General features: G+C 70.2%; 16 protein-coding genes. 7 read left to right on the top strand and 9 right to left on the bottom strand.

All coding sequences use genetic code 11. The features are described 5' to 3' along the window. Positions 1–28: 28 nt before the first annotated feature. Positions 29–322, bottom strand: coding sequence for a WhiB family transcriptional regulator (locus OHB23_RS02375; RefSeq protein WP_027506434.1), 294 nt, complete (start codon positions 320–322; stop codon positions 29–31). Between the two features lie 232 nt (positions 323–554). On the opposite strand from OHB23_RS02375, the gene otsB reads away from it, so the two are divergent. Further along, positions 555–3107, top strand: coding sequence for a trehalose-phosphatase (gene otsB, locus OHB23_RS02380; RefSeq protein ID WP_328810798.1), 2553 nt, complete (start codon positions 555–557; stop codon positions 3105–3107). On the opposite strand, the gene OHB23_RS02385 is transcribed toward otsB, so the two are convergent. Continuing rightward, on the bottom strand, positions 3104–4192 hold the full coding sequence (locus OHB23_RS02385; RefSeq protein WP_056444302.1) for a LacI family DNA-binding transcriptional regulator: 1089 nt from the start codon (positions 4190–4192) through the stop codon (positions 3104–3106). The genes otsB and OHB23_RS02385 overlap by 4 nt on opposite strands. Before the next feature lie 183 nt (positions 4193–4375). Here OHB23_RS02385 and OHB23_RS02390 point away from each other — a divergent pair, with 183 nt between their 5' ends. From OHB23_RS02390 to OHB23_RS02415, 6 genes are read left to right on the top strand one after another with little or no spacing between them, the layout of a single operon-like run. Continuing rightward, positions 4376–5287, top strand: coding sequence for a metal ABC transporter solute-binding protein, Zn/Mn family (locus tag OHB23_RS02390; RefSeq protein ID WP_328811573.1), 912 nt, complete (start codon positions 4376–4378; stop codon positions 5285–5287). Beyond that, the gene (locus tag OHB23_RS02395) at positions 5284–6087 is read left to right on the top strand and encodes a metal ABC transporter ATP-binding protein (RefSeq protein ID WP_222633162.1); all 804 of its coding nucleotides are present in this window, start codon (positions 5284–5286) and stop codon (positions 6085–6087) included. Before OHB23_RS02390 ends, OHB23_RS02395 begins: the two co-directional genes overlap by 4 nt. A gap of 2 nt (positions 6088–6089) precedes the next feature. Then, complete coding sequence (locus OHB23_RS02400; RefSeq protein ID WP_027506439.1) at positions 6090–6959, top strand: metal ABC transporter permease; 870 nt, start codon at positions 6090–6092, stop codon at positions 6957–6959. Positions 6960–6977: 18 nt separating this feature from the next. Continuing rightward, positions 6978–7733 carry a LamB/YcsF family protein gene (locus tag OHB23_RS02405; protein ID WP_442973012.1) on the top strand — a complete coding sequence of 252 codons (756 nt, stop codon included), beginning with the start codon at positions 6978–6980 and terminating at the stop codon, positions 7731–7733. A 2-nt stretch (positions 7734–7735) separates the two neighbouring features. After that, positions 7736–8323 (top strand): 5-oxoprolinase subunit B family protein, encoded by a 588-nt coding sequence (locus OHB23_RS02410; protein ID WP_374197690.1) that lies wholly within the window; start codon positions 7736–7738, stop codon positions 8321–8323. Next, positions 8323–9168 carry a biotin-dependent carboxyltransferase family protein gene (locus OHB23_RS02415; RefSeq protein ID WP_328810800.1) on the top strand — a complete coding sequence of 282 codons (846 nt, stop codon included), beginning with the start codon at positions 8323–8325 and terminating at the stop codon, positions 9166–9168. Before OHB23_RS02410 ends, OHB23_RS02415 begins: the two co-directional genes overlap by 1 nt. Here OHB23_RS02415 and OHB23_RS02420 read toward each other — a convergent pair whose 3' ends face one another. From OHB23_RS02420 to ispD, 7 genes are all read right to left on the bottom strand, one after another. Further along, positions 9169–9798 carry an SOUL family heme-binding protein gene (locus OHB23_RS02420; RefSeq protein WP_328810801.1) on the bottom strand — a complete coding sequence of 210 codons (630 nt, stop codon included), beginning with the start codon at positions 9796–9798 and terminating at the stop codon, positions 9169–9171. Positions 9799–9844: 46 nt separating this feature from the next. Then, complete coding sequence (locus tag OHB23_RS02425) at positions 9845–10681, bottom strand: DUF4436 domain-containing protein (protein WP_056443607.1); 837 nt, start codon at positions 10679–10681, stop codon at positions 9845–9847. A 19-nt stretch (positions 10682–10700) separates the two neighbouring features. Then, the gene (locus OHB23_RS02430) at positions 10701–11249 is read right to left on the bottom strand and encodes a dihydrofolate reductase family protein (RefSeq protein WP_328810802.1); all 549 of its coding nucleotides are present in this window, start codon (positions 11247–11249) and stop codon (positions 10701–10703) included. A gap of 216 nt (positions 11250–11465) precedes the next feature. Beyond that, positions 11466–12422, bottom strand: a complete 957-nt coding sequence (gene rlmB / locus OHB23_RS02435; protein WP_027506446.1) for a 23S rRNA (guanosine(2251)-2'-O)-methyltransferase RlmB — start codon at positions 12420–12422, stop codon at positions 11466–11468. Beyond that, positions 12422–13828 carry a cysteine--tRNA ligase gene (gene cysS / locus OHB23_RS02440; RefSeq protein ID WP_027506447.1) on the bottom strand — a complete coding sequence of 469 codons (1407 nt, stop codon included), beginning with the start codon at positions 13826–13828 and terminating at the stop codon, positions 12422–12424. The genes rlmB and cysS overlap by 1 nt, the downstream gene beginning before the upstream one ends. An 11-nt stretch (positions 13829–13839) precedes the next feature. Next, the gene (gene ispF / locus OHB23_RS02445) at positions 13840–14352 is read right to left on the bottom strand and encodes a 2-C-methyl-D-erythritol 2,4-cyclodiphosphate synthase (protein ID WP_222638871.1); all 513 of its coding nucleotides are present in this window, start codon (positions 14350–14352) and stop codon (positions 13840–13842) included. A 10-nt stretch (positions 14353–14362) separates the two neighbouring features. After that, positions 14363–15043 (bottom strand): 2-C-methyl-D-erythritol 4-phosphate cytidylyltransferase, encoded by a 681-nt coding sequence (ispD, locus tag OHB23_RS02450; RefSeq protein ID WP_056443597.1) that lies wholly within the window; start codon positions 15041–15043, stop codon positions 14363–14365. Between the last annotated feature and the right edge of the window lie 7 nt (positions 15044–15050).

Below are 15050 nucleotides of genomic sequence, written 5' to 3' on the forward strand. Positions count from 1 at the left end.
AGTTTTCGATCACCGTGAATTCATCTGTTCAACCGATTGCGCGCTGATCGGAAAGCGCATTTCCCAGCATCCGCTCGGGCGCCGACAAACCACCCCAGACGCCGTACGGCTCACCGGCGGCCACCGCGTAATCACGGCACCGCATCAGCACGGGGCACTGCTCGCAGACCCGTTTGGCCTGCTCCTCGCGGGCTGTTCTCTTATGTCCCCGTTCACCTTCCGGATGGAAGAAGACGGCAGAATCCATACCGCGGCACAATCCGTTCAACTGCCACTCCCACGTCGTGGCAATCGGCTCGGGTAACTGGACGGGCTTCGACATGACGCTCCTCGTTGTTCGCCTCGTATGCGACGTCACGCTCTCAGTATTACATTACGAACAATCGTCCAAAAAGTTAATGCGAATAGTCGTGACACACGATTTCCAGTCATCGCGAGTCACAGACACCCTCGCGGCCGCTCCTCGGACCTCTCTCCCCGATGAGGCGAGCAGGGCCCCCGTCGCCTAGGTTTGACCGAGTGAGAAGCCCCGGTCACCGTCCAGGTCGTGCGCTGTGAGCGCTGTGGACCTCCCCCTCGACCTTCGCCGCGCCCTCGTCGGCGTCGCGCGGGTGCCGAGACTGCTGGTCGCCTCCGACTACGACGGCACCATGGCGCCGTTCGTCTCCGACCCGCAGAAGGCGTTTCCGCTGCCCGAATCGGTCCGCGCACTCCGCGCTCTCGCTGGTCTCGACGGCACCCAGGCTGCTGTGATCTCGGGGCGCGCGCTGCGTGACCTGGCGATCCTCTCCCGCCTGCCCGTCGAGGTACAGCTCGTGGGCAGCCACGGGTCCGAGTTCGACGCCGGCTTCGTCACCGAGCTCGGCGGCGAGGCGACGGCACTGCTCGAGCGCGTGGTCGCCGAGCTCCGCACGGTCGCGTCCCGCGGCGCGAACATCAGCGTCGAGACCAAGCCCGCCAGCGCCGCTCTGCATGTGCGCAACGCCGACCCCGAGGCCGGACAGCGCGCCCTCGACGAGGTCCGTGCGGGCGCAGCCACCTGGGACGGCGTGCAGGTCACCGAGGGCAAGTCCGTGATCGAGCTCGCCGTCATCGCGACCGACAAGGGCCAGGCCCTCGACATCCTGCGGCACCAGGGCGGCGCCTCCGCCGCCGTCTTCTTCGGCGACGACGTCACCGACGAGAAGGCGTTCCGACGGCTGCACGGGCCGGACATCGGCGTCAAGGTCGGCGACGGTGAGTCGCTCGCCGGCTACCGCGTCGACACCCTCGAGCAGGTGGCCGCGGCGCTCGCGTTCCTGTTGGAGGAGCGCCGCACCTGGCTCTCCGGTGCGGACGCCCCGCGCATCGAGCGTCTCACCATGATGGCGAGCCCACGATCGGTGGCACTCCTGACGCCCGAGGCCGGCCTCACGTGGCTGTGTCACCCCGAACCCGACTCCGCCGCCGTCTTCGCACACCTGCTCGGCGGCGACGAGGCGGGCCACTTCACCGTCGGCCCGCTGCGTCCGTCCCTCCCGCTGAGCCAGCAGTACATCGACAGCACCATGACGGTGCAGACCCGCTGGGCCAGCCTGCAGGTCGACGACTACCTCGCGCACGACGTGCCGAGCGATCGCACCGACTTCACCCGCGTGATCACCGGCAAGGCGAAGGCCGTGGTCACGTTCGCGCCGCGCCCCGAGTTCGGGCAGGCACGCGTCCGGCTCGAGGCCGAGGACGACGGCCTCCGCGTGTTCGGCACCAACGACCCGATGGTGCTGCGCGCGCCGGGCATCACCTGGACCGTCACCAGCGAGCACGGCCAGGAGACCGCGCGGGCGGAGATCGATCCGTCCACCGGTCCCGTGATCCTCGAATTGCGCTGCGGGACGTCGGATCTGGGCCCGTCCGAGGTGCCCGAAGCCGAGCGTCGCGCCGAGGCCGAGTCCTACTGGCACGACTGGGCGGCCGGATTGACCCTCCCCCAGCTCAAGCCCGATCTGATGAAGCGGTCCGCGCTCACCCTGCGCGGCCTGGTGCACGCCGACTCCGGGTCGATCATGGCCGCGGCCACGACGTCGCTGCCCGAGGAGATCGGCGGTGTCCGCAACTGGGACTACCGCTACTGCTGGCTGCGCGACGCGGCCCTGACGGCGTCCGCGCTGGTGTCCCTGGGCTCGCTGTCCGAGGCGGAGAACTACCTGCACTGGGTGCACGACGTGCTCGAGACCGTCCCCGGACCGGAACGCCTGCACCCGCTCTACACGCTGTGGGGGCAGTCGCTGCCTCCGGAGGCCGTCATCGACGCCCTGCCCGGGTACGCGGGATCCCGCCCCGTGCGGGTGGGCAACGCGGCCAACCAGCAGGTGCAGCTCGACGTCTTCGGACCCATCGTCGATCTCATCGCGACACTGGCCCGCGCCCGCACCGCGAGCGGCGTCACCGCGAACGCCGAGGTGCTCACCGATCAGGACTGGGACCTGGTGTGCGCCATGGTCGACGCCGTCGAGCGACGCTGGTCCGAGCCGGACAACGGCATCTGGGAGATCCGCGGCAACCCGCGCCACCACGTCTACTCCAAGGTGATGTGCTGGCTCACCGTCGATCGCGCCATCACCCTGGCCGAGGCGTACGGCCGCGAGGCGCAACTCGGCTGGAGCACGTTGCGTGACGTCATCCGTCGTCAGGCGCTCGACAAGGGCTGGAGCGACGAGGCGCAGTCCTTCACGGCCGCGTACGGCGGAACCGATCTCGATGCGGCCACCCTGCACATCGGCCTGTCCGGTCTCATCGATCCGAGCGACCCGCGCTTCGCGGCGACGGTCACCGCGACCGAGGCCGAATTGCGCAGCGGCGCCACGGTGTACCGCTACCACCACGACGACGGCCTCCCCGGCGGCGAGGGCGGGTTCCACCTGTGCGCCGCCTGGCTCGTCGAGGCGTATCTTCTGATCGGGCAGCGACTTCCGGCCGAAGCGCTCTTCACCCAGCTCGTCGCCGCGGCGGGCCCGACGGGCCTGCTGAGCGAGGAGTACGACCCCGTGGCCGAGCGCTCGCTGGGCAACCACCCGCAGGCCTACAGCCACCTCGGCCTGCTGCGCTGCGCACAGCTACTGGCCCGCTAGCCGGTCCGCACCGGGCCGAGCGTCACCCCGGCGAGCAGATGCGTCGGGAGGTGCTCGGTCCGGTCCACCCCGGAATGGCTGACGCCCAGCACGATCTCACCGACGAGCCGACCCTTCTCGAGGACCGGCTGCTGGACCGACGTCAGGCCGATGCGGCGCGCCTCGTCGACGCCGTCGAAACCGGTGACCGACATCTGTTCGGGTACCGAGACACCCTGCGCGGCACAGTGATCGAGCGCACCCAGAGCCAGCACGTCGGACGTGCACACCAGCGCGGTGGTGTCCGGCGCCGCCCGGAGCGCCTCGGCGGCCGCCGACCGTCCGGCCTCCCGCGTGTGGTCGAAGCGCTCGACGATCACGATGTCGGGATCGACGCCGGCCGCGATCATCGCGTCGCGGATGCCGGCGAGACGCTCGCGCTGGACATGGAAGGTGATGCCGCTCCGGCGTTCCGGATCGACGAGTCCGTCGTGCCGGTCGCGGCGCAGCCGCATGCAGACCACGCTGATGCGAGTGTGGCCCCTCGCGAGCACCTCCTCGGCCATCCGTCGCATCGCCACCCTGTCGTCGATTCCGACGAGCGAGGTGTCCTCCGCGTCCCGAGGCTGGTCGCACACGACCGTCGGCAGATGACGGTCACGGACCGCCGTCAGGTGCGGATCGTCGTCGGACACCGAGTAGACGACGAATGCGTCGACCCCCGCCTGCTGCACGACGGCCGCGGCGTCCTCCGGCGTCGAGGCGGGCCCCGCGGGAATGAGCAGCAGACCGCGTCCGGCCCGCTCGCACGACTCGGCGAGGCCGGTGAGGAATTGCACGGCGGCGGGATCGGAGAACGAGTAGCTGAGCGCCTCTGTGAGGACGAGCCCCACCGCACCGGCGCGCCGGGTGCGCAGCGAGCGGGCGACCGGATCGGGCCCCGGATAACCGCGGGCCCTGGCCGCGTCGAGCACACGTTCCCGCATCTCGGGTGAGAGCTGGTCCGGGCGGTTGTAGGCGTTGGACACGGTGGTGCGCGAGACGTTCAGTTCGGCGGCCAGCGACGCGAGCGTGGCCATCCGTCGCGGTTCCGTCGACCTCGCCATGAAGAGACGGTATCCGGTCGGGGTCGCGCACGTCGGCTCCGGCACGGTTTCGCCGTCGGGGTGGTGGGGCGGTAAGGTCACGACAACGGTTTCCATTAACGATAACGTTCGACCGACCCAGGAGCACCCCTCGTGTACGCACCCGCCCGAATTCCCCTCCGTACGCTCGTCACCGCCCTGGGTATGACCGCCCTGACGGCGACCGCCCTGGTGGGATGCAGCTCCGACGACACCGCGACGGCCGAGTCCGGTCGGCCCACCGTCGTCGCGTCGACGAACGTGTGGGGCTCGGTCGCCGAGGCCGTCGTCGGAGACCGAGCGGACGTCACGGCGATCATCTCGGATCCGTCCGCGGATCCGCACTCCTACGAGGCCAGCCCCGGCGACGCCGCGGCACTGTCCGAGGCCTCGCTCGTCGTGTACAACGGCGGCGGCTACGACGAGTTCGTCGACGACGTGCTCGGCTCCGCGGGCGACGTGCCCTCCGTCGACGCGTACTCGCTGCTCGAGGGGCACGCGGACGACGCCGACCACGCCGACGAGGCGGGTGCCCACGACCATTCGGGCGAGACCAACGAGCACGTCTGGTACGACCCGGAGATCGCGGCGGCCACCGCCGAGTCGATCGCCACCGAACTCGGTAAGGTCGACCCCGACAACGCGGCGTACTACACCGAGAACGCCGAGGCGTTCCACGACGACATCCACGAGATCACCGACATCACGGATCGCATCGCCCAGCAGAATCCGGGCGCACCCGTCGCGCAGACGGAGCCGATCGCGCACTACCTGCTGGAAGGAGCCGGGGTGGACGACAAGACCCCCGAGGACTTCGAGGACGCGATCGAGGAGGGCAACGATCCCTCGCCCGCCGCCGTCGCCGCGACGCGTGACCTGTTCACCGGCAAGGGCGTCGACGTGCTGGTCTACAACATCCAGACGGAGGACGCCGTGACCGAGGACGTGCGCCGCATCGCCGAGGAGAACGGCATCCGCGTCGTCGAGGTCACCGAGACCCTGCCCGCAGGGCAGGACTACGTCTCCTGGCAGCGCACGGCGGCGCAGGATCTCGCCGACGCGCTGGGGGTCGTGTGACCGCTGTCCGACTGACCGGAGCCACCCTCGCCTACGGCGACCGGGTGCTCTGGTCCGATCTCGACCTCGAGGTCGCACCGGGCGAGTTCGTCGCCGTGCTGGGCCCGAACGGCTCCGGCAAGACGTCGCTCCTCAAGGTGCTGCTCGGGCAGGCCCACCTCACCGCCGGCACCGCGACCATCGCCGGCGGTCGATCCTCCGTCGGCTACATCCCCCAGCAGAAGGCCATCGACGAGGGCGTTCCGCTGCGCGGGCGCGACTTCGTCGGCCTGGGGTGGGACGGACACCGCTGGGGCATCGGCTTCCGTGGGCGCCACGCTCGTCGCGAGGCCGTCGACATCGCCGTCGCCTCGGTCGGTGCGGACGCGTTCGCCGACGCGCCGCTGGGGCAGATGAGCGGCGGTGAGCAGCAGCGGCTCCGCGTCGCGCAGGCACTCGTCGGCGATCCGGACGTGCTGCTCTGCGACGAACCGCTGCTGAGCCTCGACCTCGCCAACCAGCAGGTCGTCGCGCACCTGATCGACCAGCGTCGGCGCTCGCACCGCACCTCGGTGGTGTTCGTGACGCACGAGCTCAACCCGATCCTGCCGATCGTCGACCGGGTGGTCTACCTCGTCGACGGCAAGTTCCGCATCGGCACCACCGAGGAGGTGATGACCTCCGAGGTGCTCTCCGAGCTGTACGACACCGACGTCGAGGTCCTGCGCGTCCGCGGGCGGCTGGTGGTCGTCGGTACCGGCGACGCCATGGACGCCCTCGGGAGCGCCGGCGGCATGCACCACGTGGACGAGTCGGAGTAGGCATGGACAAGGTTCTCGACGCCCTGAGCAAGGCATTCGACTTCGGTACGACGGCCGATCTCCTCACCTACGACTTCGTGCAGCAGGCGCTGATCGCCGCGGCGATCCTCGGTGTTCTCGCCGGGGCGCTCGGCCCCCTCATCGTCAGCCGACAGTGGTCGTTCGCCGTCCACGGCTCGTCGGAGCTGTCCCTCACCGGTGCGTCCGCGGCGCTGCTGGTGGGGTTGGCCGTCGGGGTCGGCGCCATCCTGGGATCCGTCATCGCGGCCGTCCTGTTCGCCCTGCTGGGCCGTCGTGCGCGCGAACGCGACTCCGTCATCGGCGTCATCATGAGCTTCGGGCTCGGCCTGTCGGTGCTCTTCCTGTGGGCGTATCCCGGCCGCACCGGCACCAGTTTCTCGCTGCTGGTCGGGCAGATCGTCGGTGTCGGCAGCACGGGTCTCGGCCTGCTGCTCGCGGTGGCGCTCGTCGTCATCGTCGTGCTCTTCGTGGTCTACCGGCCCCTGCTGTTCGCCAGCACCGATCCCGAGGGCGCCGAGGCGCGCGGCGTACCGATGCGACTGCTGTCCATCGTGTTCGCGATCCTCGTCGGTGTCGCGTGTGCGCTCGGCGTCCAGATCGTCGGCGCCCTGCTGGTGCTCTCGCTTCTCATCACGCCCGCGGCAGCGGCGTCCCGCGTCACCGCCAACCCCGTCACGGCGACGTGGCTCTCGATTCTCTTCGCCGAGGTCGCGGCCGTCGGCGGCATCCTTCTCTCGCTCGCTCCCGGGGTGCCGGTCTCGACCTTCGTCACCACCATCTCGTTCGTCATCTACCTCGTCTGCCGGGCGGTCGGTCGACGCACACCGTCCCGCACCGTCGTCCACGCCTGACCCGATACGCTCTTGTGGATGGTCGATCTGAACTCCGATCTCGGCGAGGGTTTCGGCACCTGGACGCTCGGTGACGACGCGGCGATGCTGCGTCTGGTCACCAGCGCCAACATCGCGTGCGGCTTCCATGCGGGTGATCCGGCCACGCTGCTGCGGACGTGCGCCGACGCCGTCCGGTCCGACGTGCGTATCGGCGCCCAGGTGGGGTACCGGGACCTCGTGGGCTTCGGCAGGCGCTTCCTCGACATCACCGCGGAGGACCTGCGCGCCGACGTGATCTACCAGATCGGGGCTCTCGACGGCCTGGCCCGCTCCGTCGGCGGACGCGTGCGGTACGTCAAACCACATGGAGCGCTGTACAACACGATCGTGCACCACCGAGTACAGGCACAGGCGGTCGTCGACGCCGTCGCCGCGTACGACCCCGGCCTGCCCGTCCTGGGGCTGCCCGGCTCGGCCTTCCTCGAGATCGCCGCGCGGGCGGGCCTGCGGACCGTCACCGAGGCGTTCGCCGATCGCGGCTACACGGCAGCGGGAACCCTCGTCTCCCGCCGCGACCCCGGTGCGGTCCTGTCCGACGTCGACGCCGTGGCACGACGCGTGCTGCGGATGGTCACCGAGGGTGTCGTGGACTCCGTCGACGGGGTGACGGTGCCGGTGAACGCCGACTCGGTGTGCCTGCACGGCGACACCCCCGCCGCGGTGGACATGGCCCTGGCCGTGCGTGCGGTGTTGTCCCGCAACGGCGTCACCCTGACCCCGTTCGTGTCGTGAGGATCGCCCCGGCGGGCGACCGCGCCCTGCTGGTCGATCTCGACGACGTCCGCACGGTCGCGGCGCACCACGCCGGGTGGGCCGTCGGGCACCCGGGAATCGCCGAGATGATCCCCGCCGCCGCCACCGTGCTGGTGATCCTCACCGAGGACGCGGAACCCGCACGGGTGTCGGCGTGGCTCCGCGAGACGCCACCGGCGCAGGTGCTCGGCCGCTCCGGTGAGACGATCACGATCGACGTCCGATATGACGGGCCCGATCTCGACGAGGTCTGTGCGACAACGGGACTGGACATCGTCGCCGTACACATCGGTCAGGTGTGGACCGCCGCGTTCTGCGGCTTCTCCCCCGGCTTCGCCTACCTGGTCGGATCCGATCCGTTGTCGATCCCGCGCCGCGCCGATCCGCGCACCTCGGTGCCGGCGGGATCCGTGGCGCTGGCCGGCGAGTACACCGGGGTGTACCCGACCTCGTCGCCCGGCGGGTGGCAGATCATCGGCAGCACCGACGCGGCGCTGTGGGACGTGAACCGGGACGACCCCGCGCTGCTCGCGCCCGGCACGCGCGTGCAGTTCCGCGCGGTGACGTGATGCTCCAGGTACTGGCGACCGGGCCGCTCACCACGGTGCAGGACCGCGGACGCACCGGGTGGTCCTCGCTGGGCGTCGGCACGTCCGGCGCTGCCGATCGACGCTCGCACGACGCAGCGAATCGGTTGGTGGGGAACATGATCGACGCCGCGACGCTCGAGGTGACGCTCGGCGGACTGGTGCTGCGCGCACGCACCGAGGTGGTTCTGGCGGTCACGGGGGCTCCGACCCCGTTCACGGTGGACGGCGTACCGCAGGGGCACGGCGCCGTGGTCGTGGTGGGGTCGGGCGCAGAGATCCGCCTCGACTGGGCACCGGTGGGACTGCGCACGTACGTCGCCGTCCGCGGCGGCATCGACGTGCCCCGGGTTCTGGGGAGCCGATCGACCGACTCCCTGTCCGGTATCGGACCCGAGCGAGTGGCGCCCGGCGCCCTGCTGCCGATCGGTCACGACGCCGAGGACTGGCCTCGGGCTGACGTGAATCCGTACCCGTTCGAGCACCGGACGACCCTGCGGGTGATTCCCGGCCCGCGCGCGGACCGGTTCACCGACGACGCGCTCGACCTGCTGCTCGCCCAACCTTGGACGGTGCGGACGGATTCGGACCGCGTCGGCATGAGACTCCAGGGCGCCGAGCCACTGTCGCGATCGCGGGAGGACGAACTCCCGAGCGAGGGCATGGTGACCGGTGCACTGCAGGTGCCGCCGTCGGGACTGCCGGTGCTGTTCCTCGTCGACCATCCGGTGACCGGCGGCTACCCGGTGATCGCCGTCGTGGCGTCGGCGGATCTCGGATCCGCGGCGCAGTGTGCGCCGGGACAGACGATCCGCTTCAGTGTCTGATCATCGGGAGACAGGAACGGCGATCTCGTTGCGGCGGCGGAACGACACCGTCCAGGGCGGGTCGTAGAACCAGGACATCGGCTCGCCGGTCGTGTCGATGCCGCGGGACTTCAGGATCTCCAGCAGCTCCGTGGTGCGCTCGGCCACGGCCTGCGCACCGCGGTCACCGCTGAACCGCAGCACCGCCACCGTCTCGGCCGGCACCTCCACCAGGCGCACCCGATCGTCCTTCGGCGCCGGCAGAGTGTCCATCGTCCATCGCGACGGCATGAAGAACCGGACGACCCATCCCTCGTCGCTCGCGGCGCGCGACACGGGTGCGGTCATCGCGATGGTCTGCCCGCGCGACGCCGACTGCCCAACGGGAGCCGTCATCGCGATCCTGTCGGGTCCCTGATTGCCCCCGAAGATGTACCCGGCCAGCCGGCGGAAGCCTTCGTTACGGGCGCGTTCCTCGTCGGCGTCCACGACGGTCTCCGCCGCGATCCGGGGTTCGTATCGGCGAATCTCGACCGCCCCCGTGAGCGACTCGGTGGTGTGGGGTGGTTCCTCGGTACCCACCCGAACCCCCACGATTCCCAGTGCGGCCTCGGCCACCTGTGTCACCGTCGTCCTCAGCCGTTCGATCATGACTCGACGGTACGCGCGGACGAGCCCCACCCCGGTCGCGCTCGACCTAGGGACCCTGGCGCCACCACGCGACGACGTAGAGCACCATCGCCGTCACCAGACCCGCCACCACCCACAGCACCACGGTGTAGTCGACCCACGACCCGATCGGCGGGGCGCCGGGGAACAGGTTGCGGATGGGCAGCACCGCGAAGAGCGTCACCGCGAACCACGTCATGATCGGCGGCAGGAACTGCTTGCGGCGGCGCAGCGTCTGGATCGACACGAACAGCGTGCACGACGGCAGGACGACGAGCACGACACAGATCGCGATGTCGAAGATCGTGGTACCCACCGTGCGCGCGACGCGGATGTCGAAGGCCTGCGCCGACGAGGAGTCGATGTCGACGGCCTCCACCGCCCAGGACGTGAGCGAGTCGGTCACCACGATCTCGGCGGGTACGGGCTGCCGGTCCGCGCCGGCGCCGGAGAACACCCGCACCTGGATCGACGACGCGTCGTAGGTGTCGAACGGCCATCGCCGGATGTCGCCGTCCGCGTACAGGGAGACCGGGAGCGGGCCTACACGGGTCCCGCTGGGGAACGTCAGGGTGCCGGCACTCGCGGTCGGCGTCACGTCGACGATCAGGTCGTCGACCAGGTTGCCGTCGGCATCGGTCAACTCGGTCCCCGGATACACGGACACGCGGGCGTCGAGCGAGAAGTTCTCACCGGAGACGGTGTCCACGTCGAGGTAGACGAGCGCGGCGTCGGGTGCGGCCTCACGGAGGTCGGGTCCGTTCGGCGGGCTCCCCAGCGCGTAGGTGAGCACCACCGCGACGTACGCGGCGATCACCACGGCCACCAGGACCACACCGCGCACTCTGCGACCCGCCGCTGTCATGGACAGATGATGACAGGACTCAGGTCTGCGCGTGCGGTTCCACGACGTCGTACTCCGCGCAGAGGAACGCGCCGTTGCGCGCGAAGTCCACGAGTCGGAGATCGAACCGACGCGGGAACAGCGGCCTGCCGGCGCCGAGGGTGACCGGCGCGATCGAGACGACGATCCGATCCAGGTGGCCGGCCTCGGCGAACTGTGCTGCCAGGTCACCGCCACCCACGATCCAGACGTCCTTGCCGCCGGCGGACTCCTCGATCGCCGGCCACAGGTCGGCCACGTCTCCGGCGGCGAATCGAACGTCGTGCTCGGAGTCCGCGAAGTCTCGATGGGTCACCACCCACGCCGGCATGTCGTACGACCACGCCTCCCCGGTCGACTCGTTGTGGTCGAGGACCCAGGCGTAGGTCGTGGCCCCCATGACGATGGCGCCGATGGCCGCGATGAAGTCGCCGTAGTTCATCGGGCCGTGCTCGTCGATGTCCTGACGGAAGAGCCACTCGAGAGAGTCGTTCTCGTCGGCGAGGTAGCCGTCGAGGGTGCTGGCGGTGAAGTAAGTGCTCCGGGTCACAGGACGATTCTGCACCCGACCACCGACACCGATCGAGCTTGCGGCCGGGCACGTTGCGGGGGGTGTGCACACCCTCTCCGGTGAGCGCACACCCCTCACCGCCGACTGCACAGGGTGTGCGGTTCAGGCAACGGGTGTGCGCACCCCATCCGACCCAGATTGGAGCTCAGCTGCCGACCCCGTTCATCGAGTCGGTCCGCGTCCACTGAGCCGGGTTCAGCCCCGGCGCTGCCGTGCGATGCCCGCGAGCACGACACCCGCTGCGACGGACGCGTTGAGCGACTCCACCGGACCGGCCATGGGGATCGACAGGATGCTGTCGCAGTTGTCGCGGACGAGGCGGGACAGACCCTTGCCCTCGGACCCGACGACCACCACGATCGGCCCGGTGCCGTCGAAGTCGTCCAGCGAGGTATCGCCGTCGGCGTCGAGACCGACGACCATGACACCCTTGTCGGCCCAATCCTTCAGCGTCCGAGTCAGATTGGTCGCACGGGCGACGGGGAGACGCGCTGCCGCGCCGGCACTGGTGCGCCACGCGACGGCCGTGACACTCGCGCTGCGTCGCTGCGGGATGACCACGCCGTGTCCACCGAATGCTGCGACCGACCGGACGACGGCACCGAGGTTGCGGGGGTCGGTGATGTTGTCGAGAGCGACCAGCAGCGGCGGCTCCTGACGCTGGCGCGCCTGCGAGAGGAGATCGTCGGGGTGGGCGTACCGGTACGGCGGCACCTGGAGCGCGATGCCCTGGTGCATGCCGTTGGCACTCATCCGATCGAGATCGGTGCGGGAGACCTCCAGGATCGAGATGCCCTTGTCCGCGGCGATCTGGACGCTCTCCTTCAGCCGATCGTCGGCCTCGGTGCCCGACGCGACGTACAGCGCCGTCGCCGGCACTCCCGCGCGCAGGCACTCCAGCACCGGGTTGCGGCCCAGCACGTTCTCCGGACCGTCCTCGGTCTTGCGGACCGGTGGACGGCCGCGACCTGAACCGGACGCGTCCCGGCTGGTCGGCCGTGCGCGCCGGGCGTGCTTGGTGCGCTCGGCCGCCGGCGGGGTCGCGCCGCGGCCCTCGAGGCCCTTGCTGCGCTTGCCGCCGGACCCGACGGTCTGGCCCTTCTTGGTGCCGGTCTTGCGCACCGCTCCGCGTCGACTCGAATTGCCTGCCATTACTTCTCCGTGCCTTCCGGCTGTGCGATCGACCATTCCGGGCCGTTCGGGGTGTCGGTGACCTCCACGCCCGCGCGGGCGAGGCGGTCACGAATACGGTCGGCCGTCGGCCAGTCCTTGCCTGCCTTGGCGGCGCTGCGCAGCTCGAGGTCGTCCGCGATGAGCAGATCGAGCGCCGCCCGTTCCGCCGACGCGTCGGCCGAGCCGGACGCCCAGTGCGGATCGAGGGGATCCACGCCGAGGATCGACGTCATGGCGCGGACGGACGACGCGGCCTCGACGGCCTCGTCCAGCTTCCCCGCGGCCAACGCACTGTTGCCCTCGCGGCGGAGTCCGTGAATCTCGGCGAGCGCCTTGGGCACCGAGAGATCGTCGTCGAGCGCCTCGGCGAACGCGGGCGTCCAGGTACCGATCGGCACCTCGCCCGCGCGCTCCGCGGTCTTCGTCACGAACGCCTCGATGCTCCGGTACGCCGATGCCGCTTCCTGCAGTGCCTCGGCGGAGTACTCGAGCATCGACCGGTAGTGCGCGCTGCCGAGGTAGTAGCGCAGTTCCTGCGGACGCACGGTCTCGAGCATCGTCGGGATGGAGACGACGTTGCCGAGCGACTTCGACATCTTCTCGCCGCTCATGGTGACCCAGCCGTTGTGCAGCCAGTACTGCGCGAAACCGTCCCCCGCGGCGCGGGACTGGGCCAGCTCGTTCTCGTGGTGCGGGAACACCAGATCCAGTCCACCACAATGGATGTCGAACGCGGACCCGAGGTAGGTCTCCGCCATCGCAGAGCACTCGATGTGCCACCCGGGCCGGCCGGGTCCCCACGGGGTGGGCCACGACGGCTCGCCGGGCTTGGCCGTCTTCCACAGCGTGAAGTCGCGCGGATCGCGCTTGCCCGCACCGACGCTCTCACCCTGGTGGACGTCGTCGAGCCTGTGCCCGGACAGAGCGCCGTACTCGCCCCAGCTCCGCACGTCGAAGTAGACGTCGCCGGCGGCCGCGTACGCGTGACCCGCGTCGATCAACCGACCGATCAGCTCGACCATCTGCGTGATGTGACCCGTGGCGCGCGGTTCGGCCGACGGGGGAAGCACACCGAGGGCGTCGTAGGCCGCGGTGAAGGAGCGCTCGTACGTCGCCGCCCACTCCCACCACGGACGGCCGGCGTCGGCGGCCTTGTTCAGAATCTTGTCGTCGATGTCGGTGACGTTGCGGACGAAGGCTACGTCGTAGCCGGCGGCCGTCAGCCATCGCCGAAGAACGTCGAACGCGACGCCGCTGCGCACGTGACCGATGTGGGGATGTCCCTGGACCGTGGCCCCGCACAGATACACCGAGGCGTGTCCGGGGGCCAGCGGAGTGAACTCACGCACGGCCCTGGTCGCGGTGTCGTAGAAGCGCAGGGTCACGACGGCCGATCCTACCGGGGATTCGACTCGCCCTGTACCACGCGAGCGTCGTCCGGGACCGCACTCTCCAGCACGAGAGCGGTGGCGATCGCGGCCACACCCTCGCCGCGGCCGGTCAGGCCGAGCCCGTCGGTCGTGGTGGCCGAGACGGAGACGGGCGCCCCCAGGATGTTCGTGAGCAGTGTCTGCGCCTCCACCCGACGTGGGCCGACGCGCGGACGATTGCCGATGACCTGGACCGCGGCGTTGCCCACGCGCATCGACTGCTGCGCGAGCAGTTCGCGCACGTGCATGAGCATGGTGGCGCCGCTGACGCCGTCCCATTCGGGGCGACCCGTGCCGAACACCGAGCCCAGATCTCCCAGACCGGCCGCGGACAGCAGCGCGTCGCAGAGTGCGTGCGCCGCGACGTCGCCGTCGGAATGCCCGGCACAGCCGTCGGCGTCCTCGAACAACAGTCCGGCGATCCAGCACTCACGCCCCACCTCGACGGGGTGGACGTCGGAACCGATCCCTACGCGCATGGTCTCCCTCTCACGACTGTGTCCGGCGGGCGACGAGTGCGCGAGCCAGGACCAGATCCATCGGGGTGGTGATCTTGAAGGCCTCAGCGTCGCCGACGACCGTGTGCACGTCGACTCCCAGACGTTCGACCAGGCCGGCGTCGTCGGTGGCCGTATCGGGAAAGGAATCGTAGGCACGCCTCAGGGTCACCCCGTCGAATCCCTGCGGCGTCTGCACCGAGCGCAGCGTGGCCCGGTCGACCGTTCCGGTGACCACACCGTCGGCATCGACGGACTTCATCGTGTCGACGACGGGCAGCACCGGCACCACGGCCGACGCACCGGCGCCGACCGCCTCGACGACGCGGGTGATCAGGCTCGGCGGCGTCAGGCAGCGTGCGGCGTCGTGCACGAGCACGATGTCCGCCGCACCGGCCACTGCCAGGCCGGCCCGCACCGAATCGGTGCGCTCGGCTCCGCCGACGACGACGTCCACCGGCAGGACGCAGGACTCGACCAGACGAGAGGTCGTGTCCTGCAAGATGTTCGGGACCACCACGACGACACGAGAAAGGGCGCCGGAGGCCGACAGGCCGTCCAGCGCCCACTCGAGCAGAGTGCGTCCCGCGAGTTCCACGAACGCCTTGGGCATGTTCTCCCCGAGGCGTACGCCCGATCCGGCTGCCGGAACGAGCGCGACGACGTCCGTCACACGCGCG

It is taken from the genome of Rhodococcus sp. NBC_00294, from assembly GCF_036163995.1.
Classification (GTDB): Bacteria; Actinomycetota; Actinomycetes; order Mycobacteriales; family Mycobacteriaceae; genus Rhodococcoides.

Coding starts and splice junctions, on each gene's coding strand:
- OHB23_RS02375 (WP_027506434.1), bottom strand. CDS start 322: ATGTCGAAGCCCGTCCAGTTACCCGAGCCGATTGCCACGACGTGGGAG.
- OHB23_RS02385 (WP_056444302.1), bottom strand. CDS start 4,192: ATGGCGAGGTCGACGGAACCGCGACGGATGGCCACGCTCGCGTCGCTG.
- OHB23_RS02390 (WP_328811573.1), top strand. CDS start 4,376: ATGACCGCCCTGACGGCGACCGCCCTGGTGGGATGCAGCTCCGACGAC.
- OHB23_RS02400 (WP_027506439.1), top strand. CDS start 6,090: ATGGACAAGGTTCTCGACGCCCTGAGCAAGGCATTCGACTTCGGTACG.
- OHB23_RS02405 (WP_442973012.1), top strand. CDS start 6,978: ATGGTCGATCTGAACTCCGATCTCGGCGAGGGTTTCGGCACCTGGACG.
- OHB23_RS02415 (WP_328810800.1), top strand. CDS start 8,323: ATGCTCCAGGTACTGGCGACCGGGCCGCTCACCACGGTGCAGGACCGC.
- OHB23_RS02420 (WP_328810801.1), bottom strand. CDS start 9,798: ATGATCGAACGGCTGAGGACGACGGTGACACAGGTGGCCGAGGCCGCA.
- OHB23_RS02425 (WP_056443607.1), bottom strand. CDS start 10,681: ATGACAGCGGCGGGTCGCAGAGTGCGCGGTGTGGTCCTGGTGGCCGTG.
- rlmB (WP_027506446.1), bottom strand. CDS start 12,422: ATGGCAGGCAATTCGAGTCGACGCGGAGCGGTGCGCAAGACCGGCACC.
- ispF (WP_222638871.1), bottom strand. CDS start 14,352: ATGCGCGTAGGGATCGGTTCCGACGTCCACCCCGTCGAGGTGGGGCGT.